22 protein-coding genes and 1 pseudogene are annotated in these 24,442 nt (G+C 75.5%); 8 read left to right on the plus strand and 15 right to left on the minus strand.

Features of this window, described 5'->3' with window-relative positions; genetic code table 11:
* Positions 1-39: 39 nt before the first annotated feature.
* The 11 genes and pseudogenes from OG550_RS08145 to OG550_RS08195 form a co-directional block, all read right to left on the minus strand.
* Complete coding sequence (locus OG550_RS08145; RefSeq protein WP_327675998.1) at positions 40-807, minus strand: hypothetical protein; 768 nt, start codon at positions 805-807, stop codon at positions 40-42.
* The gene (locus OG550_RS08150; protein WP_327675999.1) at positions 804-2,390 is read right to left on the minus strand and encodes an ABC transporter ATP-binding protein; all 1,587 of its coding nucleotides are present in this window, start codon (positions 2,388-2,390) and stop codon (positions 804-806) included. The genes OG550_RS08145 and OG550_RS08150 overlap by 4 nt, the downstream gene beginning before the upstream one ends.
* Positions 2,387-3,181 (minus strand): ABC transporter permease subunit, encoded by a 795-nt coding sequence (locus OG550_RS08155; protein ID WP_327676000.1) that lies wholly within the window; start codon positions 3,179-3,181, stop codon positions 2,387-2,389. The genes OG550_RS08150 and OG550_RS08155 overlap by 4 nt, the downstream gene beginning before the upstream one ends.
* A 109-nt stretch (positions 3,182-3,290) precedes the next feature.
* Positions 3,291-4,238, minus strand: coding sequence for an ABC transporter permease (locus OG550_RS08160; RefSeq protein ID WP_327676001.1), 948 nt, complete (start codon positions 4,236-4,238; stop codon positions 3,291-3,293).
* Positions 4,235-5,854: an ABC transporter substrate-binding protein gene (locus OG550_RS08165; RefSeq protein ID WP_327676002.1), complete on the minus strand. Its 1,620-nt coding sequence runs from the start codon at positions 5,852-5,854 to the stop codon at positions 4,235-4,237. The genes OG550_RS08160 and OG550_RS08165 overlap by 4 nt, the downstream gene beginning before the upstream one ends.
* 3 nt (positions 5,855-5,857) lie before the next feature.
* A complete protein-coding gene (locus OG550_RS08170) occupies positions 5,858-6,805 on the minus strand; it encodes a class I SAM-dependent DNA methyltransferase (protein ID WP_327676003.1) in 948 nt (315 codons plus the stop codon).
* Positions 6,802-8,007, minus strand: coding sequence for an MFS transporter (locus OG550_RS08175; protein ID WP_327676004.1), 1,206 nt, complete (start codon positions 8,005-8,007; stop codon positions 6,802-6,804). Before OG550_RS08175 ends, OG550_RS08170 begins: the two co-directional genes overlap by 4 nt.
* A 194-nt stretch (positions 8,008-8,201) precedes the next feature.
* Positions 8,202-9,248, minus strand: a pseudogene (locus OG550_RS08180) (dipeptide epimerase); the annotation flags it as partial.
* Positions 9,245-10,450 (minus strand): PLP-dependent cysteine synthase family protein, encoded by a 1,206-nt coding sequence (locus OG550_RS08185; protein ID WP_442906138.1) that lies wholly within the window; start codon positions 10,448-10,450, stop codon positions 9,245-9,247. The pseudogene OG550_RS08180 and the gene OG550_RS08185, both read right to left, overlap by 4 nt.
* A 5-nt stretch (positions 10,451-10,455) precedes the next feature.
* Positions 10,456-11,376, minus strand: coding sequence for a Rossmann-like domain-containing protein (locus OG550_RS08190; RefSeq protein ID WP_327676007.1), 921 nt, complete (start codon positions 11,374-11,376; stop codon positions 10,456-10,458).
* Positions 11,373-12,689 carry an ATP-grasp domain-containing protein gene (locus tag OG550_RS08195; RefSeq protein WP_327676008.1) on the minus strand — a complete coding sequence of 439 codons (1,317 nt, stop codon included), beginning with the start codon at positions 12,687-12,689 and terminating at the stop codon, positions 11,373-11,375. The genes OG550_RS08190 and OG550_RS08195 overlap by 4 nt, the downstream gene beginning before the upstream one ends.
* 190 nt (positions 12,690-12,879) lie before the next feature.
* Between OG550_RS08195 and OG550_RS08200 the strand changes: the two genes are divergently transcribed.
* The 5 genes from OG550_RS08200 (at position 12,880) to OG550_RS08220 (ending at position 18,430) form a co-directional block, all read left to right on the plus strand.
* The gene (locus OG550_RS08200) at positions 12,880-13,467 is read left to right on the plus strand and encodes a GNAT family N-acetyltransferase (protein ID WP_327676009.1); all 588 of its coding nucleotides are present in this window, start codon (positions 12,880-12,882) and stop codon (positions 13,465-13,467) included.
* Between the two features lie 310 nt (positions 13,468-13,777).
* The gene (locus OG550_RS08205; protein ID WP_327676010.1) at positions 13,778-14,446 is read left to right on the plus strand and encodes a TetR/AcrR family transcriptional regulator; all 669 of its coding nucleotides are present in this window, start codon (positions 13,778-13,780) and stop codon (positions 14,444-14,446) included.
* Between the two features lie 104 nt (positions 14,447-14,550).
* Positions 14,551-16,077, plus strand: coding sequence for an MFS transporter (locus OG550_RS08210; protein ID WP_327676011.1), 1,527 nt, complete (start codon positions 14,551-14,553; stop codon positions 16,075-16,077).
* A gap of 220 nt (positions 16,078-16,297) precedes the next feature.
* Entirely contained in the window at positions 16,298-17,917 is a 1,620-nt protein-coding gene (qcrB, locus tag OG550_RS08215; protein ID WP_327676012.1) for a cytochrome bc1 complex cytochrome b subunit, read from the plus strand.
* Positions 17,918-17,989: 72 nt separating this feature from the next.
* On the plus strand, positions 17,990-18,430 hold the full coding sequence (locus OG550_RS08220; RefSeq protein ID WP_327676013.1) for a PPOX class F420-dependent oxidoreductase: 441 nt from the start codon (positions 17,990-17,992) through the stop codon (positions 18,428-18,430).
* Between the two features lie 419 nt (positions 18,431-18,849).
* Here the strand turns inward: OG550_RS08220 and OG550_RS08225 are convergent, their stop codons facing one another.
* Positions 18,850-19,119, minus strand: a complete 270-nt coding sequence (locus OG550_RS08225) for a DUF1876 domain-containing protein (protein WP_327676014.1) — start codon at positions 19,117-19,119, stop codon at positions 18,850-18,852.
* A gap of 215 nt (positions 19,120-19,334) precedes the next feature.
* Between OG550_RS08225 and OG550_RS08230 the strand changes: the two genes are divergently transcribed.
* Together OG550_RS08230 and OG550_RS08235 are read left to right on the plus strand one after the other, a co-directional pair.
* Positions 19,335-20,309 carry a YndJ family protein gene (locus OG550_RS08230; RefSeq protein WP_327676015.1) on the plus strand — a complete coding sequence of 325 codons (975 nt, stop codon included), beginning with the start codon at positions 19,335-19,337 and terminating at the stop codon, positions 20,307-20,309.
* On the plus strand, positions 20,306-20,920 hold the full coding sequence (locus OG550_RS08235) for a DUF1990 family protein (RefSeq protein ID WP_327676016.1): 615 nt from the start codon (positions 20,306-20,308) through the stop codon (positions 20,918-20,920). The genes OG550_RS08230 and OG550_RS08235 overlap by 4 nt, the downstream gene beginning before the upstream one ends.
* A gap of 774 nt (positions 20,921-21,694) precedes the next feature.
* On the opposite strand, the gene OG550_RS08240 is transcribed toward OG550_RS08235, so the two are convergent.
* From OG550_RS08240 to OG550_RS08250, 3 genes are read right to left on the minus strand one after another with little or no spacing between them, the layout of a single operon-like run.
* Positions 21,695-22,405 carry an anti-sigma factor family protein gene (locus tag OG550_RS08240; protein ID WP_327676017.1) on the minus strand — a complete coding sequence of 237 codons (711 nt, stop codon included), beginning with the start codon at positions 22,403-22,405 and terminating at the stop codon, positions 21,695-21,697.
* Entirely contained in the window at positions 22,402-23,019 is a 618-nt protein-coding gene (locus OG550_RS08245) for a sigma-70 family RNA polymerase sigma factor (RefSeq protein WP_442905957.1), read from the minus strand. The genes OG550_RS08240 and OG550_RS08245 overlap by 4 nt, the downstream gene beginning before the upstream one ends.
* A gap of 40 nt (positions 23,020-23,059) precedes the next feature.
* Positions 23,060-23,581 carry a COG4315 family predicted lipoprotein gene (locus tag OG550_RS08250; protein WP_327676018.1) on the minus strand — a complete coding sequence of 174 codons (522 nt, stop codon included), beginning with the start codon at positions 23,579-23,581 and terminating at the stop codon, positions 23,060-23,062.
* 384 nt (positions 23,582-23,965) lie between these two features.
* Here OG550_RS08250 and trxA point away from each other — a divergent pair, with 384 nt between their 5' ends.
* Entirely contained in the window at positions 23,966-24,355 is a 390-nt protein-coding gene (trxA, locus tag OG550_RS08255; protein ID WP_327676019.1) for a thioredoxin, read from the plus strand.
* Positions 24,356-24,442 lie beyond the last annotated feature (87 nt).

The following is a 24,442-nucleotide window of genomic DNA, read 5'->3' on the forward strand; positions in this document are numbered from 1 at the left end:
CGGGCGGCGCCGGGTGCCGGACGGGCGCGGAAGCGCAGGTCAGAGCACGGGATCCAGCTCGAAGCCGCCGTGACCCGCGCCCGGAGCGGTCAGGGCGAGCCAGCCGTGGCCGCGGACCGGCGTCCCGGCGGTGATGGCCGCCGGATCGACGGACAGGCCGGCCGCGGCCGCGCCGATCGAGTCCACCAGGGAGGCGTTGGGCTCTCCGCCGTCGAAGTCGTCCTCGTCCGGGTCGTCCTCCACCGGCTCCCAGGGGAGCCGCTCCCCCGTCCACTCCTGGTCCTCGCCGCGCCAGTAGCCGCGGACCAGCGTGCCGTGCTCGGCCGCCGCCCAGATGACCGAGTCGGCGAAAGGGTCCTGGAAGAAGACCTGGGCCCGGCCGCAGGCGGCGCTGAGGCGCTCCACCACCTCGTGCGGCCACCACGTCGTCTCCCGCAGCGGCGACTCGGCGTAGATCAGGCGCCAGCCCGCGTACTCGGGCGTGACGAACACCCGGTGCACCTCCTCCGGGTCGTCCTTCCCGTCGTCCTCCTGCGCGGCCAGGCCGTACCGGACGGTGACGGGTATCCGGTCGTGCAGGCCGAGGGCCTCGAACGCCGCCTCGTACGTCTCCCCGGGGACGGCGAGCCACCAGTGGTCCGGAAGCGGTCCGGGCCGCTCGGCGGCGAACGCCCGGCGGGCCGTCTCCGTGAGGGCGGCGGCGTCCGGGCCGGACCCGCCGTGGTCGGCCCCCGCCCGGGCGGCCAGGACGTCGACCAGCGCGGCGAGCGCCTCGGGGGCGGGGACGGGTGCGGTCACGGTGCTCATGACGGCGACACTAGCCCGGGGGTCCGACACTCCGGCCACTGCGCCGCCGGGACGGGTCGGCCGGCGGCCAGCCGGCCCTCCGCCATGGTGACGACCGAGTCCGCCAGCGCGGCCACGGCGGCCGGGTCGTGGGAGATGAGGAGCAGCGCGAGGCCGGTGCGGTCCCGCCGCCCGGCGAGGCCGGCGAGGATCGCCTCCCGGGCGGCGGCGTCGAGTCCGGAGGTGATCTCGTCGCAGACCAGCACCGCCGGGTCGACCACCAGCGCCCGTGCCAGGGCGGCCCGTTGGAGTTCGCCGCCGGAGAGGCCGGCGGGCGGACGGGCCGCCTTCGCCGGGTCCAGGCCCAGCTCTGCCAGCACCGCCCGGGCCTCGTCGGCCGCGGTGGACGGCGGGCGGCCGCGGAGGCGCACCGCCGCCCGGGCCACCTGGTCGAGGACCGGGCGGTGGTCGGCGAACGTGCTCCGGGCGTCCTGGAAGACGTACTGGACGGCCGCCAACCGCCGCCGCCCCCGGTGCCGGACGCTGCGCGGCAGCGGCTCGCCGTCGAGGCGGAGCTCGCCGTCGTGGCGCGGGTGCAGGCCGGCCAGGCAGCGCCCCAGGGTGGTCTTGCCGCTGCCGGAGCGGCCGACCAGGGCGAGGCACTCCCCCGCCCGCAGCGTCAGGCCGACGCCGTGCAGCACGGCCGCGCCACCGGGGTGCCGGGCGGTGAGGCCGGTGACGGACAGCCGGACCGGGCCCGGTGCCGCTGTCGGGCCCGGCGCCGCTGTCGGGCCCGGCGCCGGTGCCGGGCGGCCCGACCTCGCCGGGACCCGCGGCCTCGGCGGACTCGGCGACCCCTGCGGCCCCGGCGGCGCCGGTCCCTCGGGCACCGGCAGGACCTCGGCGGGCGGACCGGTCCGCACCACCCGGCCCGCCTCCAGGACCACCACCTCGTCCGCCAACTCCCTGACCGCGCCCAGGTCGTGGCTGAGCAGGAGCAGCCCGGTGCCGCGCGCGACGAGCCGGCCGAACAGGGCGGTCACCCGGGCGGCGGTGCGCGGGTCCTGACCGGTGGTGGGCTCGTCGGCGACGATCACCCGGGCTCCGGTCAGCAGCGCCTGGGCGATCACCACGCGCTGCTGCTGACCCCCGGAGAGCTGGTGCGGGTACCGTCGCAACACCCCTTCCACGTCGGCCAGTTCGGCGCCCTCCAGCGCTCGCCGGACGGCGCCCGGGCCGCCGCCGTGCACCCGGGCGAGGTCGCGCAGCAGCACACCGACCCGGCGGGCCGGGTTGAGCACGGTCGCCGGATGCTGCGGCACGTAGCCGACGCGCACCGGCCCGCCGTGCCGCGCGCCGCCGTCCACCCGGCCGCCGTGCACCGCGCCGCCGTGCACCGCGCCGGTCACCTGCGCGCCGTCCGGGTACACGCCGAGCAGGGCGAGCGCGGTGGTGGTCTTGCCGCTGCCGGACGGGCCCACCAGCGCGGTCACCCGGCCGGGCCGGACCCGCAGGCTGACGCCGTCCACCAGCACCCGCGCACCGACCGCCACCCGCAGACGGTCCACGCCCGCCGACTCCGCCGCCGACTCCGTTCCGGTCACCGCCGGACCCCCTTCCCGCCGGCCCCGTGCAGGGCGGCGTCGAACAGCAGGTTGGTTCCGGTGGAGAGCCCGGCCACCAGCAGCGCCGGCACGACCACCGCCCAGGGCTGGAGGAACAGCCCCGGCCGGTTGCGGTCCACCATCACCGCCCAGTCGGCGGCGTCCGGTTGCACGCCGACCCCGAGGAAGGCCGCCGTGGCGACCAGGTAGAGCGCGCCGACCAGGCGGGTGCCCGCGTCGGCGGCGAGCGTACGGCGGATCGTCCGGGCGACCTGGCCGAAGGCGATCCGCCACCACGACTCCCCGTGCATCCGCAGCGCCTCCACGACCGGCCGGGCCGCCGCCTCCACCGCCGCCGCGTGCACCACCCGCGCGACGTCCGGCACCGCCGCCGCCCCGACCAGCACGGCGAGGCCGCCCGGACCGGGTGCCAGCGCCGTGGCGACCAGCAGCACCAGCAGCAGCGAGGGCACCGCGATCAGCACGTCCAGCGGCCTCAGCAGCAGCTCCTCCACCCAGGTCCGCCCGGTCAGCGCGGCGGCCAGCGCCAGTGGCAGCGCCAGCGCGTAGGCGAGGACCGTCGCGGCGAGCGCCACCAGCACCACCGACCGCCCGCCGAGCAGGACCTGGCGCCAGACGTCGCGGCCGGTGAAGTCGGTGCCCAGCCAGTGCCCGCCGCCCGACGTGAACGACACCCCGCGCGGCCCCGGCTCCCCCGCGACCAGCGGTCCGACCAGGGCGAGCAGCAGCGGCACGGCGATCAGGGCGGTGCCGAGCGCGTACTTCCTCACGCCGTCACGCCCCTCGGCGGCCCGGCGGCGCGGCCGGGGGCCGCTCCGGCGGGCGGACGGGCGGCCGCACGGGCCCCGGGACGGACCGGGGCTGGCTCACGGGCGCCGGTCACACGGCCACCTCGGCGCGCGGGGCCAGCCTGCGGGCGACCAGGTCGGCGGCCAGGTTGAGGACCACCGTCACCACGCCGAACAGCACCGCCAGGCCCTGCACCACGGGGACGTCGCGGGCGGCGACGGCGTCCAGCAGGACGGTGCCCAGACCGGGGACGACGAACAGGGCCTCGGCCACGATCACGCCGCAGAGCAGCCAGTCCGCGGTGCGGGCGAGCTGCTGGGCGGCCGGGGCGAGCGCGTTGGGGAGCGCGTGCGTCCAGCGGACCCGGGCCGGCGGCACGCCGCAGCGCAGCGCGTGGACGGCGTACGGGGCGGCCGTCGCCTCGATCAGGCCGGCCCGGACGAGGCGGGCGATGGAGCAGACCGGCCGGGCCAGCAGCACCACCACCGGCAGGACCAGCACCGCCGGCTGCTGCCCGACACCGCCGACGGCGGTCGGCGGCAGCCAGCCGAGACGCAGCGCGAAGACCGCGGTGAGCAGCACCCCGAGCGCGAACTCCGGTACCGCGTAGACCCCGAGGGTCGCGGTGCTGATGACGCGGTCCAGCGGGCCGCCCTCGCGGCGGGCGGCGAGCATGCCGAGGCCGACCGCCGTGGGGACGAGCAGGACGAGGGTGAGCGAGGCCAGCAGGACGGTCGGTCCGAGGCCGTCGGCGAGGGAGTCGGCGACCGGGCGGCCGCTCACCAGCGAGCGGCCGAGGTCGCCGCGGGCCAGCTCCCCCGCCCAGTCGGCGAACCGCTCCAGCGCCGGCCGGTCCAGCCGCAGCGCGGCACGGATCGCGGCGATCCTTGCCGGGTCGGGGTCGTCGCCGGCGATGGTGACGGCGGCGTCGCCGGGCAGCGCCTCGGTGAGGACGAAGACCAGGACCGGGACGGCCGCGACCTGCCCGGCGCCGAGCAGCAGCCGGCGCCGGGCCCAGCCGCGCAGCGGCGTCGTCATGCCAGCCAGACCTTGTCGAACCTGGCCCAGTCCAGGGTGTTGGCGGGGGCCTCGGCGGAGACGCCGCGCAGGCGCTGCGCCGTGCCGACGATCCAGTCGGCGAAGCCCCAGATCAGGAAGCCCCCCTCGTCGTACAGCCGGCGCTGCATCCGCTCGTAGAGGGCGGCGCGGGCGGCCGGGTCGGCCGTGGACTGGGCCTGGGTGTAGAGGTCGTCGAAGTCCGGGCGGCGCCAGTGGGTGGCGTTGGTGGTGGAGTCGGACAGCAGCCGCTGGGAGATGTGCGACTCGATGGGCAGTGCGCCGGAGCGGTAGGAGGCGAGGACGCCGCCGTCCAGGATGTCCTTCCAGTAGGTGTCCTTGCTGCCGACCTTGACCTCGACGGTGACGCCCGCCTTCGCGGCCTGGTCCTTGAGGATGCCGGCCGCCTCGACGAACCCGGCCGCGACCGGGGAGGTGTCGAGGGTGACCTTCAGGCCCTCGGCGCCCGCCTCGCGCAGCAGGGTGCGGGCCCGGTCGAGGTCCTGGGTGCGCTGCGGGAGACCGGCCGGGTAGTACTGGGCGCCCTTGCCGAACAGGTCGTTGCCGATCTCGCCGGCTCCGGAGAGCGCGCCGTCGACCAGTTCCCGCCGGTCGGCGATGAGGAAGAACGCCTGCCGGACCCGGACGTCGTCGAAGGGCGGCCGGTCGGTCTTCATCACGAAGCCCTGCATGGCGCTGTTGCGCAGCCGGACGATGCCGATCCGGCCGCCGTGCTCGTGCGCGCGGGCCGTGGCGGGCGTCAACTCGTGGGCGTACTCGGCCTGTCCGGCGAGCAGGGCGTTGGCGCGGGCGGACTCCTCGGCGGCGCCGAGGATCTCCAGCTCGTCGAGGTGCGGTGCGCCGTCCCAGTAGCCGTCGAAGCGCCGGACCAGCAGCGAGGTGCCGGGCTTGAAGGAGACGAAGGAGAACGGGCCGGAGCCGACCGGCTGCCGGAAGTCCTCGGTGCCGTCCGGGACGATGTAGGCGCCGAACGCGGCCAGCACGTTGGGGAATTCGGCGTAGGGGCGCTTGAGCCGGAACTCGACGGTGCGGGCGTCGACCGCGCGGCTGGCGGCGAGGTCGACCGGTTCGAGCGAGGCCCTGGCCCGGAACGCCCGCTTGGGGTCGGCTATTCGGCGGTAGCTGTACAGGACGTCGGTGGCGGTGACCGGGCGGCCGTCGTGGAACGCGGCCTCGCGCAGCCGGACGGTCCAGGTGTCGAGGCCGGCGTTGGACTCCCAGCCGGTGGCGAGGCGGGGGACGGCGGCGAGGTCGGAGCCGGAGTCGGCGAGCTTCTCGTAGAGCGCCTTGGCGCGGGCGGCGTCGGCGAAGAGGTTCACCAGGTGGGGGTCGAGGGTCTCGTTGGCGCCGCCGCCCGCGAACAGGGCGCGCAGTCGGCCGCCGCGCTGCGGGGTGGCGGACGCGGCGGCACCGGCGTCGGCGGGGGTGCCCGCCGTGCCCGGGTTGCAGGCGGCCAGGCCGAGGGTGCCGACGGCTCCGGCGGAGGCGGCGAGCAGGGTGCGGCGGGTCACCGGGCGGGCGGACGGGTGCGGGTGCGGCCGCTGGGGTGCGGGGAGCTGGGCGGGCGGACGGTCCATGGGTCAACTTCGCTTTCTTGCACGGGGGTCGAGTCGGGCGACCAGGTGGATCCGGTCCTCGTCGGCGCTGTCGGCGGGGCGGTCGCCGTCCGTCCAGGGCGGTTCGGTGCGCGGGCCGGGGCGGTCGTAGAGGGCGAGCACGGTGAAGCCGTGGGCGGCGAGCAGATGGCGCAGTTCCTGCGGGAAGAGGAGCCGCCAGGCGGAGTGCTGCTCGACCGGCGCGGCGCCGTCGTCGCTGGTCCAGGTCCGGGTGCGGCGCAGCAACTGGCCGGCGCGGTCGATCCACAGGGTGGTGTGCGAGGTGTGGGTGACGCCGTCGCGGGTGACGGTGTCGACCCGCGGGGCGTCCAGGAGTTCGGTGCGGCCGAGGAAGAACGCGCCGTTGCGCATCTCGGCGACCAGCAGGCCGCCGGGGCGCAGGTGGCGGCCGAGCCGGCCGAGCAGGGCGTCGAGGTCCTCGTTGGTGTGGCAGTAGAGGAGCGCGCTGTCCAGGCAGAGCGCCGCGTCGAACCGGTCCGGCGCGAAGTGGAAGGTCCGCATGTCGCCGACGTGGTAGGCGGGTCCGGGGTGGCGGGTGCGGGCGTACCCGATCATCGTGGCGGAGCTGTCCAGGCCGGTGACGCTCCGGCCGGCGGCGCGGTGCAGCCATTCGGCGTCCCGGCCGGTGCCGCAGCCGAGGTCGAGCACGTCTGGTCCGGCGCCGTACTCGCGGAGCACCGACTCGGCCCACCGGGCGGCGGTGAACCCCGGGTCGGGGAAGCGGAGTTCGTAGAGTTCCGGGTCGTCGGTGAGCAGGTTGCGGTGCTCGCCCGGGGGCGGCTGCGGCGGGACGGGACCGGCCGGGGCGGGCTGGGGCGATGCGGGCGAGGCCGTTCCGGGTCGGGTCGATGCGGGCTGGAGCGATGCGGGTCGGGGCGATGCGGGCTGGGGCGATGCGGGTCGGGGCGTCATCGGGCCTCGCTGGGGAGAGGTCGGGCGGGGACGGGGAGCCGCCCGGTGCGGTGCAGTCGGGCGAGAGCGGCGGCGGAGGCGAGGCCGAGCGCGGCGCAGAGCAGCCACGGAGCGGTGGCGGCACTGTCCATGGCCCGGCCGACCGCGGTGTTGCCGAGGGCGGCGGCGAAGCCGGAGACCACGTAGTAGAGGCCGTAGTAGGTGCCGGTCAAACCGGCCCTCCCGAACGCGGGGATCAGCGCCAGCACGAACGGCTGGGCGGTCATCAGGCCGAGTTGGAGCAACAGCACCCCGCCCAGGACGCCGGGCAGGCCGGGGGCGGCGAGCGGCAGCAGGAAGCCGGTGGCGGCGACCGCGAGGCCGAGCGGGATCCAGCGGGTGGCCGGCCCGTCCCTCTGGAGTCTCGTGGTGATGCGGAGTTGGAGGGTCAGGTTGGCGACGGTGCTGGTCAGGAAGACCAGGCTGACCGCCCCCTCCCATCCGGTGGCGCGCCGGGCGGCGTCGGGCAGCAGGAGGTAGAGCTGGCTCTCCATCCCGAACAGGCCGACCATGGCCAGCGAGAACGCCAGGAACCGGCGGTCGGCGGCGACTTCGCGCCAGTCGGCGAGCACTCCGCGCGGTGGCGGCGGAACGGCCCGCTCGGGCAGCGCGAGCGCCTGGGCGACGGTGAGCACGGCGAAGATGCCGGCCGCGGTGAGCGCGGCCGCCCGGAAGTCGACCAGCAGCAGGACGGTGCCGAGCAGCGGCCCGGCCAGTGCGCCGGTGGTGGCGAACATGCTGAACAGCGCGAACGCCTCGGCCTTCCGGTCGGCGGCCTCGTGCGCGACGTACGTCCGGACGGCCGGGTTGAACAGCGCACCGGCCAGCCCGCTGAGCGCGGACGCGGCGAGCAGGACGCCGAGCGAGTCGCCGAGCGCGAACAGCCCGAAGCCGACGCTGCGCAGCGCGCACCCGGCGATGATGACGGGGCGCGCGCCGAGCCGGTCGGCGGCCGAGCCGCCGAGGATGAACAGGCCCTGCTGGCTGAGGTTGCGCAGGCCGAGCACGGTGCCGACGGCGAGTGCGGAGAGCCCGAGGTCGTGGCCCAGATGACCGGCCAGGTACGGGATGAGCAGGTAGAAGCCGGTGTTGACGCCGAGCTGGTTGACCAGCAGGAGCCGTACGGGCAGGGGGAAGGACCGTACGGCGCGCAGTATCCTCACCGGCCGGCCACCGGGCGGACGTCTGCGGGGCGGCGGGCGGCGGCGGAGCGGTCGGCGTCGCCCGAGCGCCCGGCGTCGGCGGCGGGGTCCGCGTCGGCGGAGCGGTCGCGGTCGGCGGGGCGGTCGCGGTCGGCGGAGCGGCGGACGTCGGCCCGAACGCCCCGGGCCGCGGCGGGCACCCGGCCGGGCTCCGGCGCCGCCCCCGGGACGGGCAGCACGCCGAGGCCCGCCCGGTCCGGGGTGCGGACGGTGCCGTCGGCGCCCCCGATGCCCTGCCAGGGGTCGTGGGCGAGCAGCAGGTGCCCGTCGAGGTCGATCCAGCGGGCCCGGTCGGCGAGGTGGACGGCCGGGGCGATGCCGAGCGAACTCGCCGCCAGGCAGCCGAGCATCAGCTCGGTGCCGCTGCCGCGCAGCGCCTCCTCGATCCGCAGCACCTGATGGACCCCGCCGCACTTGGCGAGCTTGAGGTTGACGCCGTGGACCCGCCCGGCGAGCCGGCAGACGTCCTCGTAGCCGACGGCGTCCTCGTCGGCGATCACCGGGACCGGGGACCGCTCGGCGACGGCGGCGAGCAGGTCGGGACGGCCCGGGGCGATCGGCTGCTCCACGGCCCGCACGCCCGTGGCCGCGAAGGCGGGCAGCAGTCGGAGGGCCTGCTCCGGGGTCCAGGCGCCGTTGGGGTCCAGCAGCAGCCGGGCGTCCGGGGCGGCCTCGTGGACGGCCTGGACCCGGACGAGGTCGAGGCCCGGGTCGGCGGAGCCCGCCTTGACCTTCAGCACGGTGAACCCGGCGTCGGCGAGCCGGGCGGCCTGGACGGCGGCGCGCGCGGGCGGCTCGATGCCGATGGTGCGGGCGGTGGCGGCGGCCACCGGTTCGGCCCGGCCGAGCAGCCGGTGGACGGGTTCTCCGGCCCGCTTGCCGACCAGGTCGAGCAGTGCGGCCTCGACGGCGGCCAGCACACCAGCCGGCAGAGCGCCGAACGGGGCCGCGCCGAGGCGGAGTTCGGCGAGCGCCTGCTCCGGGTCCGGGAACCGCTCCAACCCGGGCCGCAGGTCGTCGAGTTCGCGCCGGATCCGGTCGGTGGGCAGTTGCAGGTAGACGCTGCTGACCACCTCGCCGTGCCCGGTCAGCCCGCCGTGGCCGAGCGCGAGCTGGACGGCGTCGCGTTCGGTGGTGACCGAGCGGGAGATCCGCAGCGGCTCGGCGAGCCGGAGCCGTACGGTGCGGACGTCGAGCCTCATCGGTCCTCCTCGGTTCGTGCGGCGTCGCCGCCGGGGGCGGGGCCGGGGCCGGTGGCCGCCCGGACCGGCGGCACGGCACGCGCGGTCGGGACGGCGGGTCCGGCGGGGACGGTGGCCGCTGCGGCGGGGGCGGGCGCCACCACGGCGGCAGGGCGGGCGCCACCGGTGCGGCAGCGCGCCCAGCCGGTGACCTCCACGGCCTCCGGGTGCGGGATCTCGATCGGGCGGAGCGCCGCCCGATCGGCGTCCAGGCCGTTCCGCCGGCAGAAGGCGTCGTCGTACACCGTGCCGAGGTAGCGGTGCGGACCGTCGGGGAAGACGGTGGCCACGGCGGCGCCGGGGTGGACCCGGGCGGCCCAGGCGGCGACCAGGGCCACCGCGCCGGTGGACCAGCCACCGCTGACGAAGGCGCCCCGGGCCAGCCGCCGGCAGGTGTCGACCGCCTCGGCGGGGCCGACCCAGTGGACCTCGTCGAAGGCCTGGTGGGCGACGTTGCGCGGGTGGATGGAACTGCCCAGGCCGCGCATCAGCCGGGGCCGGGCGGGCTGCCCGAAGATGGTGGAGCCGACCGAGTCGACGCCGATGATCCGCAGCCGCGGCCACCGGCGGCGCAGCTCCCCGGCGAGGCCGGCGCTGTGCCCGCCGGTGCCGACGCTGCAGACCAGGACGTCGAGGTGGTCGAGGTCGGCGGTGATCTCCTGGGCCATGGCCAGGTAACCGGCGGCGTTGTCGGGGTTGTTGTACTGGTCGGGCCAGTAGGCGCCGGGCAGCCGGTCGAGCACCTCGTGCAGCCGTCCGAGCCGGGCGGCCTGCCAGCCGCCGCGCCGGGCGGGCCGGTCGACCAGCTCCAGGCGGGCACCGTACGCGCGCAGCAACTGCCGCATGGACGTTTCGAGTTCGGTGTCGCCGACCAGCACCACGGGGTGGCCGAGCGCCTGTCCGGCGAAGGCAAGACCGATGCCCATGGTGCCCGAGGTGGACTCCACCACCGTGGCACCGGGGCGGAGTTCGCCGCGGGCGTGGGCGCCGCGGAGCATGGCGACGGCGGAGCGGGCCTTCATGCCGCCCGCGCTGAGTCCTTCGAGTTTGGCCCAGAAGCCGGGGTGCGGGTGCGGCAGCGGGGTGGTGATCCGGGCCAGCGGGGTGCGGCCGAGCAGTGGCAGCAGGGCGGGGTTGCCGAGGGCCGCGCCGGAGTCGAGCAGGGCGGTCACCGGGCTCCGCCCCCGTACAGGTGGAGGACGGTGGGGCCGCCGTCGAGCCAGAAGAAGGGGTAGGGCTCGGCGCTGACGGCGGTGACCCCGTCGCCGATCAGCCGGGGCAGCACCGCGCTGCCGGTCTGGGCGAACAGCACGAGGGGTTTGCCGGTGGCGCGGGCGTGGGCGAGCAGCGGGTCCAGGGTGCCGTTGCCGAGGGTCATGCCGGAGGCGAGGATCGCGTCGCAGTCGTCGAGCCGGGCGGTGGCATCGGCGTGCACGGGCTCGCCCCACTCGGTGGCGCCGCCCTTGAGGTCGCACGGGAGGTAGCCGACGCCTCGCGAACGAAGCTGTTCCAGGAGGGAGTTGACGACGCCGACGACCAGCACCCGGCGGACCTCGGCGAGCGGCAGCAGCCGGACCACGGCGGCGGCCCGGGCGCGGGACTTCTCCAGGGAGGAGCCGCCCGGCAGGGTGACCGGCCGGGCGCCGGGCGCGGCGGCGTGGGGCCGGCAGTGGCCGAGGTAGGCGTCGAGCGCGGCGACCCGGACGGCGGGCAGCGGGTGGTCGAGCAGCTCGGCGACGGTGGCGCCGACGCAGTCGGTGGGCGTGTCGGCGGGCAGGTCGCCGGGTTCGACGGCGCAGGAGCCGACGGCGGCGTCGAGCCGGAGGCTGAGCACCTCGTTGCGGTAGCCCCGGGCCCGGCCCGCGTGCCGGACGGCCTGCGCGGTGGTGAAGGCGAGGGCGATCCGCAGGCCGGCCGGGTCGGGCCCGTACGCCCCGGCGCGGGCCCGGTCGGCGACCAGGTCGAACGCGGAGCCGGCCACGGCGGCGGGGGCGGTGGAGGCGGGGGTGCCCGAACCGGGGCCGGGAGCGGGTGCGGAAGCAGGACCGGGCACAGGGACGAGGCCGGGCGCGGGGGCGGGGGCGCTCATGCGGGCACCGCCGCGGGCTCGGCCGGACAGTCGGCGGCCGCGTACCGGGGACTCAGCCCGGCGAGCAGCCGTTCGGCCGCGCCGCGGGCGCCGGGGCCGCCGGTGTCGGCGGTCATGACGTGGCCGAGGTACTCGTTGTTGCTGGTGGCGGGCCGCACCTCGCGACCGGGCCCGGCGAGGCTGAGTTCGACCACCGCCGGGTCGAGGCGCACCGCGGCCTCGCCGTCGAAGCCGTCCAGCAGGCCCGCGCGCCCCTCCCCGGGGACCGGGAACTCGCCGGGGACCAGGAAGGCGATCGCCGCGCTGGCGACGCCGGTGGGGTGGACGGCCAGGTCGGGGCGGCGGCCGAGGGCGACGTCGACGGCTGCGGCGGCGAGGTCCACCCCGGTGACCCGCCGGACCAGCTCGGTGATCCGGTTCCCGGCCGGGCGCGGGTTGACCTCGACCACCCGGGGCCCGGCGGGGGTCAGCTTGATCTCGGTGTGCGCGACGACCTGGTCGAGGCCGAGCGCGGTGAGCGCCGCGACGGCGGTGCCGGCCGCGGCCGCCGCGTCGGCGGGGTCGAGCGGGGCGGGGAACATGTGCCCGGTCTCGACGAACGCGGGCGCGCCGCCGACGCTCTTGTCGGTGATCCCGACGACGTGCGCGACGCCGTCGGCGGAGACCGTCTCGACGCTGACCTCGGGGCCGGTGAGCAGTTCCTCGATCAGCACCGACGGCTCCCGGCGCTGGCCGCGCGCGTTCACCGGGAAGGACTCCAGCGCCCGGATCGCCGCGAGGAGTGCGGCCTCGTCGGCGACCTCCCGGACGAACATCCCGGCGCACAGGTCGACCGGCTTGACGACCAGCGGGTAGCCGATCGCCCGGGCGGCGGCGCGGGCCTGCTCGCGGTCGGCGCAGAGCGCGTACGCGGGCCCGGGGACGCCGGCCCCGGCGAGGGTGCGGCGGGTGAGGTCCTTGCGGCAGGCGGCGGTGACCGCCTCCGGGTCCGGCCCGGGGAGTCCGAGCCGGCGGGCCACCCGGGCGACCTGCGGGAGGTAGTAGTCGCAGGAGGAGAGCACCCCGTCGAAGCCGAGCAGCCCGTGCAGCCGCTCGGCGTACGGGAGCAGCACGGCCGGGTCGTTGGTGTCGGCGGTGAGGACGTTCTCCGCGGCGAGCAGCGGGTGGGGGCCGTCGGCGGGGACGGCGGCGCGCAGGTAGTGGTGCAGGTCGCGGGTGAGGAAGGTGAAGCGGTGGCCGTTCTCCCCCAGCGCCCTCGGCAGCAACCTGCTCATGGAGCCGACCCAGCTCTCGATCACCAGCAGATGCGCCACGACTCTCCCTCTCGACGGACACGCAGACACGGCGGCACGCCGGGATTCGGCAGGCCGCGAGAGGAACGTAACGGGATTCGTTTTCATTTTCAACACGCCGGGACCGACTTCCGTCGCCGCGTTAGATGAAAGTGGTTTTCATGTACGCTGACAGCCACCCCACCCCGGCCCGATCCGTCGGAGATTCCTGATGAACCGTCACGATCCTTATCTGGTCCGGCATGCAGTGCCCTCGGACGTCCCGGGCGCGCGCCGACTGATCCTCGACACCTTCTACCGCGAGTTCGGCTACGGCTACGTGCCCGCCTGGCACGCCGACGTGGTCGACCTCCAGGGGCACTACCTCGACCACCCCCGGCACGCGCTCCTGGTCGCCGTCCGCGACGGCGAGGTGGTGGCCACCACCGCACTGCACTCCACCGGGCCGGCCCACCCGCCGCACCCGCGCGAGATCGCCGAGCGCTACCCGTCCGGCACCACCGCACAGCTGGTCCGGGTGTACGTCCGGGCCGAACACCGCCGGCACGGCCTGGCCCGCGAACTCGTCCGCCGGGCCTGCGAGTTCGCCGCCTTCGAGGGCGGCTACCGGCGGCTCTACCTGCACACCAACACCGCCGTCCCGGGCGCCGAGGCGTTCTGGCGCAGCCTCGCGGAGGAGGTCTACGACGCCCGCCCGACCGGCGAGCACGGACCCGGCGTGGCCACCGTCCACTTCGAGATCCCGCTCCGTCGGCCGGTGGCACTGGCGGGCAGTGCGGAGGGTCACCCGGCCGGGTGAACCGGCGCGGCCCCGCGCACCGGCGGAAGCGACCCGCCCCAGGCGGCCGTGGCGGGCTCGACCGGAGGACCGGCCGAGCCCGCCACGGCCGCCTCCCGCACTCCCCCGCCCCTCCCGAAGGCCCCGTGGAGACCGTCCGGGACCACCGGGGATCCCCCCGCCCGCCCGCCGTGCGCCACCGGCAGGAGGCCCCGTCCACGATGTGACGCAGGTCACACGGGATGGCGAAATTTCCGGGGACGGATTCCCCGTTTGGCTCTTCGTAGGACTAACCGGGGAGAGACTCCCCGGAACCCGGGAGGAGCACAGAGTGAGTACCGCCGCCGTCGAGCCGACCCACGCCACGGAGCCGCCGGTCCGCGCACCCAAGCTGCGCGCGGACGCGAGCCGGAACCGTGAGCGGATCGTCCTCGCGGCCCGGGACGCCTTCGTCGAGCACGGTGCGGACGCACCGCTGGACGAAATCGCCAAGCGCGCCGGCGTCGGAAACGCTACTCTCTACCGGAACTTCCCGACCAGGGCGGCGCTCATCCGCGAGGTCGCGCTGCTCGTCAAGAACCGCATCGTGGGGATCGCCGAGACGGCGGTCGCCGAGGGCACCGGCCCGTTCGACGCACTCCAGCGCTTCGCGCACCGGACCGTCGACGAGAAGGTCGGCGCGCTCTGCCCGATGCTGACCAACCGGGTCGACATGTTCGACCCGGCGCTGACCGAGGCCCGGGAACGCCTGATGAGTGTCGTCGGCGGTCTGCTGGACCGCGCGAAGGCGGCCGGCGAACTGCGCACGGACGTCGACCACGGCGACCTGTTCATCGCCATGAGCCAGCTCACCCGCCCGCTGCCGGGCACCTCCTGCCACGTGCTGGACGAGTTCGTCCACCGGCACCTGCAACTGTTCCTGGACGGTATGCGGGCGCCCGCGCGTTCCACCCTGCCCGGCCGGGCCGCGACCTTCGAGGACTTCCACACCGACCACTGAGCCGCCGAGCCACCTGAACCGTCACCGCGGGACCACCGCGCGGCCACCTCCGCGCGCCCGCTCGCACCGATCCGCACACCTCGCACCGTGAAGTGAGTACCTCCATGCCGAAAACCGACACCCCGCCCGCCACCCAGCCCGATCCGAGGCGCTGGAAGGCCCTGATATTCATCGGGCTCGCACAGCTGATGGTCGTCCTCGACGCCACCATCGTGAACATCGCCCTGCCCTCCGCCCAGCAGGACCTGGGCATCACCGACGGCAACCGCCAGTGGGTGATCACCGCGTACGCGCTGGCCTTCGGCGGCCTGCTGCTCTTCGGAGGCCGGGTGGCGGACCTCTGGGGCCGCAAGCGGACCTTCGTGGTCGGCCTGGCCGGCTTCGCGTTCGCCTCCGCGCTGGGCGGCGCCGCCGCCAACACCGCCATGCTGCTCGGCGCCCGCGCCCTCCAGGGCGTCTTCGGCGCACTGCTCGCGCCCGCCGCGCTCTCGCTGCTGGCCGTCATGTTCACCGAGGCCAAGGAGCGCGCCAAGGCGTTCGGCATCTACGGCGCCATCGCCGGCGGTGGCGGCGCGATCGGCCTGATCCTCGGCGGCCTGCTGACCGAGTACCTGAACTGGCGCTGGACCTTCTTCGTCAACATCCCGTTCGCCGTGGCCGCCGCCATCGGTGCCGTCATGGTGATCCGCGAGCCGGCCGAGGGCCGCAACCGCAACCGCCTCGACGTCCCCGGCGTCATCCTCGTCACCACCGGCCTGGTCGCCCTGGTCTACGGCTTCACCCGGGCCGAGTCGGACGGCTGGTCCTCCGGCATGACGATCGGCCTGTTCGTCGCCGCCGCCCTCCTGCTGGCCGCGTTCGTCGCGGTCGAGGCCCGGGTGAAGGCGCCGCTGCTGCCGCTGCGCGTCATCCTGGACCGCAACCGCGGCGGGGTCTACCTGTCGCTGGGCCTGGCCGTGATCGGCATGTTCGGCCTGTTCCTCTTCCTGACCTACTACCTGCAGATCGTGCTCGGCTACAGCCCGGTCCTGACCGGCGTGGCCTTCCTGCCGATGGTGGCCGGCATGATCACCGGCTCGACCCAGATCGGCGCCCGCCTGATGACCCGCGTCCCGGCGCGGTACCTGATGGCGCCCGGCTTCCTGGTCGCCTCGGTCGGCATGCTGCTCCTCACCCAGATCGGCGTGGACACCTCCTACCCGGCGCTGATCCTGCCCGGTCTGGTCCTGATGGGCCTCGGCATGGGCACCGCGTTCATGCCGGCGATGAGCCTCGCCACGCACGGCGTCCAGCCGCGCGACGCCGGCGTGGCCTCCGCCATGGTCAACACCTCGCAGCAGGTCGGCGGCGCCATCGGCACCGCTCTGCTGAACACCATCGCGGCCAGCGCCACCACCACCTGGCTGGCGGCCCACATGGGCGCCGCGACCAGCCCCGCCGCCGCCCAGGCGGTGCAGTTCCAGGGCATGGTGCACGGCTTCTCGACCGCGATCTGGTGGTCCTTCGGGATCCTGGTGCTGGCGGCCGCGCTCGCCTTCGCGCTGATCAACGCCGGTCGCCCCGACCAGGCCGCGGACGGTGCGGGCGAGGGTGCGGTGAACGGCAACGAGGTGCCGGTGCTCGTGCACTGACCCCCGTGGGGTGAAGCGACGGTGCGCTACGGCCCGTCCGGTGTCCGGGAGGACACGGGACGGGCCGTTCGCCGTTCGGCGGGCGGGCGGGGCCGGGTGGCAGTGGTCGACCGGGCGGACCCCGACCCCCACTAGAAGTGGGGATCATTCCCCGTTTACTCTTGGTCCAGCTTCGAAACGGGGACAGCTCCCCGATTCACTTCGACCGAGGTGCGTGGACATGACCCGGAATCAGAGCCGCCCCGGAGCCGGACGGGGGCAGCGCGCCGCCGACTGGGCGGACGGCCGGCTGGGGATCTACACCCTGGCCAGGACCAACCTGCGCAAGATCTTCCCGGACCACTGGTCCTTCATGCTGGGCGAGATCTGCCTCTACACCTTCCTCATCATCATCCTGACCGGCGTCTGGCTGACGCTGTTCTTCAAGCCCTCGATGGGCGAGGTCGTCTACGCCGGCTCGTACGTCCCGCTCAAGGGCGTCCCCATGTCGGAGGCCTACGCCTCGACCGTGGACATCAGCTTCGAGGTGCGCGGCGGCCTGCTGATCCGGCAGATCCACCACTGGGCGGCCGTCGTCTTCGTCGCCGCCATGTTCGTCCACATGATGCGGGTCTTCTTCACCGGCGCGTTCCGCAAGCCGCGCGAGATCAACTGGCTCTTCGGCTTCCTGCTGCTCTTCCTCGGCATGATGGACGGCTTCCTCGGCTACTCGCTCCCCGACGACCTGCTCTCGGGCACCGGCATCCGCTTCGTCGAGGGTGTGGTCCTGGCGATCCCGCTGGTGGGCACGTACGTCCAGATGTTCCTGTTCGGGGGCGAGTTCCCCGGCCACGACATCGTGCCGCGGTTCTTCACCCTCCACGTGCTGCTGATCCCGGGCGTCATGGTCGCGCTGCTGGTGGCCCACCTGATCCTGGTCTTCCACCACAAGCACACCCAGTGGGCGGGACCGGGCAGGACGGAGAGGAACGTCGTCGGCATGCCGCTGATGCCGGTCTACGCGGCCAAGGCCGGCGGCTTCTTCTTCCTCGTCTTCGGCGTCATCGCGCTGATGTCGGCGCTCGCCACGATCAACCCGATCTGGGCGTACGGCCCGTACCGCCCCGACCAGGTGTCCACCGACGCCCAGCCCGACTGGTACATGGGCTTCGCCGAGGGACTCATCCGGGTGATGCCCGGCTGGGAGATCGGCCTCGGGGGCCACACCCTCAACCTCGGCGTACTGATCCCGTTCACGCTCTTCCCCGTCATCCTCGGCGCGATCGCCCTCTACCCGTTCGTGGAGAGCTGGGCCACCAGCGACCGGCGCGAACACCACCTGCTCGACCGGCCGCGCAACGCACCGGTCCGGACCGCCCTCGGCGCGGCCTGGATCTCGCTGTACCTGGTGATGCTCGCCGGCGGCGGAAACGACCTGATCGCCACCCGTCTGCACCTGTCGCTCAACTCCATCACCTACGCCGTCCGGGTGGGATTCCTCGTCGTCCCCGTGGTCGTCTTCGCCGTCACCAAGCGCTGGTGCCTCGGCCTCCAGCGGAGGGACCGGGAGAAGGTGCTGCACGGCCGCGAGACCGGCGTCGTCAAGCGCCTGCCGCACGGCGAGTTCGTGGAGGTGCACGCCCCGCTCGCGCCCGCCGAACTGCACCGGCTCACCGCCCACGAGCAGCCGCGCCCCCTCGAACTGCCCGCCCCCGTGGACGAGAATGGAGTCGCCCACCCCTCCGGGGCGCTGGAGCGCACCCGTGCGAGGCTGTCCCGTGGGCTGCACGGCGAGGGCAGCAGGATCGCCAAGCCCACCGCCGACGAGTACCACGGAACCACCGGGGGCCACGGCCGCTGACACGGCCCGCCCCGGCCCCGCCGCCACCGACCGACCAACCACGAACCGTCCGACTCCCCGAGGGAGGACATCGTGCACGACCGTACCGAGCAGCTCGCCGACAGCAGGTACCTCCTGCTCACCACCTTCAGCGCCGACGGCCGCCAGGTGCACTCGCAGAGCTGGGTGGTCGCCGACGGAACGGCGCTCGGCCTCTGGACGCCCGTGCACTCGGGCGACGCCGACCGCATCCGCCGCCACCCCAAGGTCCTCATCGGCCCGTGCGACGCCCACGGGCGCCCGACCGGGCGTCAACTCCCGGCCCGCGCGGCCGTCTGCGACGAGGACGACACCGCCCGCTACCGCACCTCGCTGATCAACAAGTACGGGCTGCCGGCCCTCGTCGCACTGGCCCGCAGCCGGATGCGGCTCGGGCTGGCGGGCACGATCGGCATCCGGATCACGCTCAACGAGCTGGAGCAGCGGCTGATCGGTCCGGAGTGGCAGCTCCCGGGCACGTACTGCCCGAACTGAGGCCGCCCCGGGTTCGGGCCGGGGGCGTGCGGCACCCGGGCGCGCGGTCTCCGGGCGTTCCGCCGCCCGGGGCGCGGCCTCCCTCCGGACGCCGCGCCCTTCGGTCCGGCGGCCGCCCGCTGCCTGCCCGTACGCCCTTCGCCCGCCCGTCCCCGTGCGCGCCCGGCGGTCGGCGCGGTGCAGCGGTCCGGCGCGGGGCGGCGCGGTGGTGGCGCGTCAGCCCACGCCGTCCTCGGGCGCGCGGGCCAGGTCGCCCGGCTCACAGGCCTCCTGGCCGGTACCGACGTGAACGACCTTCACCGCGTGCCCGGGACCGCCCGGCACCACCCGCTGCTCGTGCCCGCAGCGCGGACAGATCAGCGGGATGCGCGGACTTCGGCCCTCCGGCCTGCCCGGCCCCGTGGCCTCGCCCGGCGCCGTCACGTCAGCGGGTGGGTCGGGATCGGGCTGACGGCCTGGATCTCGCCGTGGGCCTTGGTGAGGAGCTGGGAGGCGAGGTCGTTGAGCGCCCGCGCCGCCGCGATCTCCTCGCCGACCCGGAGCTGTTCCGGATCGGACGGGTGGCGGCTGGTGTAGCCGTGGGCGCGCACCTCGGTCCCGTCGCCGAGTCTCAGCAGGGCGGCGGCCGCCGTGCGCGGCCCCTCCTCGCGGAACTCCATCTCGATGTGCCAGCCGACCAGCGTCTGCATGGCGGATCACCTCCGGCGGTCGTTCCTCGTCCGGTTACTCCTCCAGGGTGCGCCGCCCCCACCGGGAACACCAGGGCAGCACTTTGCAAAGCATTTTGCAAAGTGCTGCGAGCGGCTTTGCAAAGTCCTTCCGGGGAACTTGAACGCGTTCAACGTGCGGCGTAGAGTCACGGCGCAAGCATTTGAACACGTTCAATGGAGGGGGTGCGGCGGCCATGGGACGAGGCACCGTCGAACTCGTCGACCTGCTGGTCCTGCTCGGCATGGGCGCGGTGATCCCGCTCGGCCTCACCCTGATCGACGAGCCCGGCCTCATCCGCCTGCGCCGGTACTGGCCGCTCGCCGCCGTCCCCGGCGCACTCTCGCTCTGGCTGCCGCGCGGCGGGCTCGCCACCGGCAGCGCCGCCCTGTACGCACTCGGCACGCTGGCCCTCGCCGCACACGCCCCGGTCCGGCTCGCCCGCACCCGCTCGCTCGCCCCGCACGAGATCGCCGTGCTCACCGCCCTCGCCACGCCCTCGGTGGCCGGGCTCGCCCTGGTCGCGGAGCGCTCGGGACACGAGCTGTTCGGATTCGACCTCGACATCCTCGCCCTGACCGTCCCGCACTTCCACTACGCCGGTTTCACCGCCGCCCTGGTCGCCGGACTCGTCTGCCGGGCCGTGCCGGACAGCCGGACCGCCCGCTGGGGCGCGCTCAGCGTGCCCCTCGGCACCCTCCTCGTCCTGGCCGGCTACTTCGTCGGCGACTGGGCCGAACTGGTCGGCGCCGTCGTCCTCACCACCGGCATGTGGCTGGTCGGCCTCCTCACCTGGCGCGACCTGCGCCCCCGCGCCCGAACCGGCGAGGGCACCGGTACCGGCGTCGGCATCGACGGAGGAACCGGCGGCGGAACCGGCGGCGACGGCCGTGCGGGCACCGGCAGCACCGCTCAGGACGCCGCCGGTCGCGCCGACGGGGACCGGCACCGCACCACCTCCGCCCTGCTCGCCGTCTCCGGCACCGTGCTCGCCGCCACCATGCTGCTCGCCCTCTGGTGGGCACTCGGCGAGGCCTCCGGAATCCCCCACCCCACCCTCGGCTGGATGGCCGCCACCCACGGCGTCGGCAACGCGCTCGGCTTCGCGCTCTGCTCGCTGCTCGCCTGGCGCCGCCTGGCCCTCCCCCACCTCCAGGAACACGGCCGATGACCACCACCCAGCCCCCGAACGACCTGAACTACCCCGAGATCGGCGCCAGCACCGCCCTCGGCCGCCCCCTGCCCGCCGGCTACAACCACCTCCGCCACCGGGCCCCGATCGGCCGCGGCCGCGCCGCGCTGGACGCCGCCGGCAACGCCCTGCTCGGCTGGCGGATGCACCGCGCGGCAGGCGTCCGCATCACCGCCGAGGCCGACCGGGCCGCCCCGGGGACCGCCGTCCGGTGCGCCATCGGCCTCGGCCCGTTCCGGGCGGGCGCCCCCTGCCGGGTGGTCTGGAGCACCGACGGCGCCGACGGCACCGCCGACTCGGACCGCTACGGCTTCACCTACGGCACCCGACGCGGCCACTTGGCGGTGGGTGAGGAGACGTTCGTGGTCGAGATGGGCCCGGACCGGATCGTCTGGTTCACCGTCAACGCCTTCAGCCGTCCGCACCGCTGGTACGCCCGCCTCGCCGGCCCTCTCCTCCCCCTCGCCCAGGGCCTCTTCGCGCGCCGCTGCGCACGGGCGCTCGCCCGGATCGCGGCGGACGCGGACCGGTCCGCACGGGCGGTCGCGGGCAGGGGACGCCGCCGCGAACACGACGGGTGGGCCCGGTAGGGCCTGGGGCTGGCGCCGGGCGCAGCCCTCTGCCACCGCCGAGGCAAAGCGACGACGGGTCGGCCCGGTAGGGCGTGGCGACGGCCCGGGGCGGGGCGGGGCGGATGCAGCCCCCTGTCGGCGGGCTCGGCGGGGCGAAACCGGGCCGAGGCCGGACGAGTGGGCCCGGTAGGGCGTCACGGCGACGACCCCGGGACCGGACGGGGCGGGCACCGGACGCAGTCCTCCGCCAGCAGGCTCGGCGAACCGAGAGCGGGCCAAGACCGGAGACGGGCGAGCCCGGGTGGGGCGTGACGGCGACAGCCCCAGACGCACCCCCTCCGCCAACGGGCCCGACACAACAAAACCGACTCAAGGCCGGGGACGAGTGAGCCCGGTAGGGCGTCACGGCGACGACCCCGGGACCGGACGGGGCGGGCACCGGACGCAGTCCTCCGCCAGCAGGCTCGGCGAACCGAGAGCGGGCCAAGACCGGAGACGGGCGAGCCCAGGTGGGGCGTAACGGCGACAGCCCCAGACGCACCCCTCCGCCGACAGGCCCGGCGGGCCGAAACCGGGCCGAGGCCAGACGAGTGGGCCCGGTACGACGTGGCGGCGGCAGGCCGGGGCAGGCGCCGGGCGCCCTCTGCCGACGGGCCGAGGCCGGGCCGAGGCCGGGCCGAGGCCGGGGACGGGCCCGGAGGCTGGCGGCTCGGTCGCGGTCGGCGCGGAGTCGACGAACGGGAGGTGGCAGGCCCGGGCCGGGGCGCGCGGCGGACCGACCCGGCGGATCGGTCAGGCCGAGCGGGCGGGGACCGAGACGAGGAGGGTGCCCGCGTCCAGGGTGCGGACCTCGAAGTGGTCGAGGTCGGCGGGTGGGAAGGCGGTTCCGCCGGTGGTGCGCAGGGCGGTGGACTCCCCGTAGCCGGTGGCGGGGACGCTCCAGGTGGTGACGGTCTGGCGCTGGCCGGCGGTCGAGACGGCGACCAGGTCGCAGGTCAGGGGCCCCTGGACGCCGGAGAGTTCGAGGGTGACCCGGGTGCCCCAGGGGGCGCCGTCGACACCGACCACGGCGTGGGCGCCGGTGCCCGGGTCGGTGGCGGTGAACTGCCGGGCCGCGACGGCGACCACGCCGGGCGTGGAGTCGGCGGTGACCACGGCGGCCGTGACCGCCGGTCCTCCTACTGCCAGCACCGCCGCCACGGCGACCAGCACCAGCCGCCGCACCCGTCCGCGCCGGCGGCCGGCGGCCACTTCGGCGACCAGCCGGTCGAGCATCGCGGGATCCGGCCGGGGCAGCGGGTCGGATGCCGGAACGGCGGCCGCGTACCCGGCCAGCAGCGCTTCGACCGGCCCCAGCTGCTCCAGTTGTTCGGCGCACTGCGGGCAGCCCTCGGCCAGGTGGGCTTCGAAGGCGGCACGCCGGGGCGGGTCCAGCGCCCCGAGGACGTAGGCGCCGGCGTCGAGGTGCGGGGCGTGCGCGGGGCCGGTCCCGGACGGTGTCACGATGTCACTCCCCGTTCCTCCAGCGCGAGCCTGAGCGAGCGCAGCGCGTAGAACAGCCGCGAGCGCACGGTGCCGGGCGGGATGCCGAGTTCGGTGGCCGCCTCGTCGGCCGTGCGGCCCTTGAAGTAGGTCTCGACGATGGCCTGGCGGTGGGCGGGCGAGAGGTCGCCGAGTGCCTCCGCGATGGTCATCAGCCCGAGTGCGCGGTCGAGTTCGTCCTCGGCGGGCAGCAGCTCCAGCGGGGCCGGGTCCACCTCGTGCGGCCGGGCCTGCTCGGCGCGGTGGCCGTCGATGACGATCCGCCGGGCGACCGTGACCAGCCAGGGCCGCAGCGAGCCGGCGGCCGGGTCGAGCCGGTGGATGTTGCGCCAGGCGCGGAGCAGCGTCTCCTGCACGACGTCCTCGGCCCGCTGGCGGTCGCCCGCGACCAGGTGGAGCACGAAGCCGAGGAGCGGTCCGGCGTGCTCGTGGTAGAGCGCGCGCATCAGTTCCTCGTCCGGGACCGGCGCGCCGCGGGCGGCCGTCCCGCCGCCGCCGGGAGCCTCCTCGGTCACGACGCCATCCTTGCGCACCCGTGCCTCCGGGTCGAGGGTGGAGCGGTCCGCGGCGCTCATGGGGCGTCGCGGCCGCCGGGGTGGTCGGGGCCTCCGGGCATCAGTAGCCACCGGGGCTGCCGGGGTCGCTCATGGCGGCCGCCCGGGCGCCGGACGGGGTCACCGCCCACCAGGTGCCGTCCACGCCCTGGCCCTTGGTGTCGCCCGGCTTGTCGTCGGGGGCGTAGCGGTAGAGCGGCCATCCGTCGAGGGTGAGCTGGTGGGATCCGTCGACGCGGGTGACGGTGCCCACGAGTGCGGGGTCGATGCCGCTGACCGTGGGGGTCCCGTCGGCGGGGGCGGGTGGCCAGATCACGGTGCAGGAGCCGGTGCAGGCGGAGGTGGGGGGTGTGGCACCGTCCCGGTCGAAGCGGTAGAGGGTGAATCCGGAGCCGTCGGTGACGACGGTGCCGAGCTTCGCGTCGGTGGCGGTGCGGAGGGTGGTGGTGGCGGGGGCCGGGGTGGCGGGGGCCGTCGGGGCGGTGGACGGCGTGCTCGGTGCGGCCGGTCCGGCCGGGGTGCCGCCGGACGATCCGCAGCCGGCCACCAGGGCGGCCGCGGCCAGCCCGGATGCGGCGAGCACCGCGATCCGGCCGGTCCGGCCGGTCCTCCGGGTGCCTCCGCCGGTACGTGCGCCTCTTCCTGCCCCGGCTCCGGCTCCTGCCCCGGCTCCTGCCCCGGCTCCTGCCCCGGCTCCTGCTCCTGCTCCTGTTCCTGCTCTGCCGCTTGCTCCGGTGCCCTCGCCGGTGCCTTCTCCGGTTCGACTGGTGTTGCGCATGGTGGCTGCTCCCCGGTCGGTGGGTGGACACGTCCGTGCCGGACACCCTCCCGTACGGTCCGGGCCGCCCGGCCGTTCACCGGCCGCCCGTATCGTCGGCGGATCATTGCCGGAATAGCGCGGGCACGACAGCCGTTGTCGCGGGCACATGGCCTTGACCGCCACCACCGGAAGGGCAGGAATCGCGAGATGAGCAGCACGGTCGAGCTGACCAAGGAGAACTTCGACGACGTAGTCCCCGGTCAGGAGGGCAAGGACTTCGTCTTCATCGACTTCTGGGCGGCCTGGTGCGGCCCGTGCCGGCAGTTCGCGCCGGTGTTCGAGAAGGCCGCCGAGCGCCACCCGGACCTGGTGTTCGCCAAGGTGGACACGGAGGCGCAGCAGGAGCTGGCCGCGGCCTTCGGCATCCAGTCGATCCCGACCCTGGCGATCATCCGCGAGGGCGTGCTCGTCTTCTCCCAGGCGGGCGCGCTGCCGGAGCCGGTCTTCGAGGACCTGATCGGCCAGGCCCGGAAGCTGGACATGGACGAGGTGAAGCGGAAGGTGGCGGCCGAGCAGAACGGCGGCCCGCAGGAGTGACGCCGGTGGCGGACCGGCACCGGTGACGGACCGGCGTGGCGGCGTGGCGGGCGTGCCCGTGCGGCGGTGCGGCGAGGTCCCGTGGTG

The sequence above is a fragment of the Kitasatospora sp. NBC_00458 genome, from assembly GCF_036013975.1.
Taxonomy (GTDB): Bacteria; Actinomycetota; Actinomycetes; order Streptomycetales; family Streptomycetaceae; genus Kitasatospora.

What these genes read in the sequence shown, in the direction of transcription:
- OG550_RS08230 (WP_327676015.1), top strand. Translation starts at nt 19,335, where the DNA reads ATGGGACGAGGCACCGTCGAACTCGTCGACCTGCTGGTCCTGCTCGGC.
- OG550_RS08145 (WP_327675998.1), bottom strand. Translation starts at nt 807, where the DNA reads ATGAGCACCGTGACCGCACCCGTCCCCGCCCCCGAGGCGCTCGCCGCG.
- OG550_RS08165 (WP_327676002.1), bottom strand. Translation starts at nt 5,854, where the DNA reads ATGGACCGTCCGCCCGCCCAGCTCCCCGCACCCCAGCGGCCGCACCCG.
- OG550_RS08170 (WP_327676003.1), bottom strand. Translation starts at nt 6,805, where the DNA reads ATGACGCCCCGACCCGCATCGCCCCAGCCCGCATCGCCCCGACCCGCA.
- OG550_RS08210 (WP_327676011.1), top strand. Translation starts at nt 14,551, where the DNA reads ATGCCGAAAACCGACACCCCGCCCGCCACCCAGCCCGATCCGAGGCGC.
- OG550_RS08225 (WP_327676014.1), bottom strand. Translation starts at nt 19,119, where the DNA reads ATGCAGACGCTGGTCGGCTGGCACATCGAGATGGAGTTCCGCGAGGAG.
- OG550_RS08160 (WP_327676001.1), bottom strand. Translation starts at nt 4,238, where the DNA reads ATGACGACGCCGCTGCGCGGCTGGGCCCGGCGCCGGCTGCTGCTCGGC.
- OG550_RS08190 (WP_327676007.1), bottom strand. Translation starts at nt 11,376, where the DNA reads ATGAGCGCCCCCGCCCCCGCGCCCGGCCTCGTCCCTGTGCCCGGTCCT.
- trxA (WP_327676019.1), top strand. Translation starts at nt 23,966, where the DNA reads ATGAGCAGCACGGTCGAGCTGACCAAGGAGAACTTCGACGACGTAGTC.
- OG550_RS08235 (WP_327676016.1), top strand. Translation starts at nt 20,306, where the DNA reads ATGACCACCACCCAGCCCCCGAACGACCTGAACTACCCCGAGATCGGC.
- qcrB (WP_327676012.1), top strand. Translation starts at nt 16,298, where the DNA reads ATGACCCGGAATCAGAGCCGCCCCGGAGCCGGACGGGGGCAGCGCGCC.
- OG550_RS08200 (WP_327676009.1), top strand. Translation starts at nt 12,880, where the DNA reads ATGAACCGTCACGATCCTTATCTGGTCCGGCATGCAGTGCCCTCGGAC.
- OG550_RS08245 (WP_442905957.1), bottom strand. Translation starts at nt 23,019, where the DNA reads ATGAGCGCCGCGGACCGCTCCACCCTCGACCCGGAGGCACGGGTGCGC.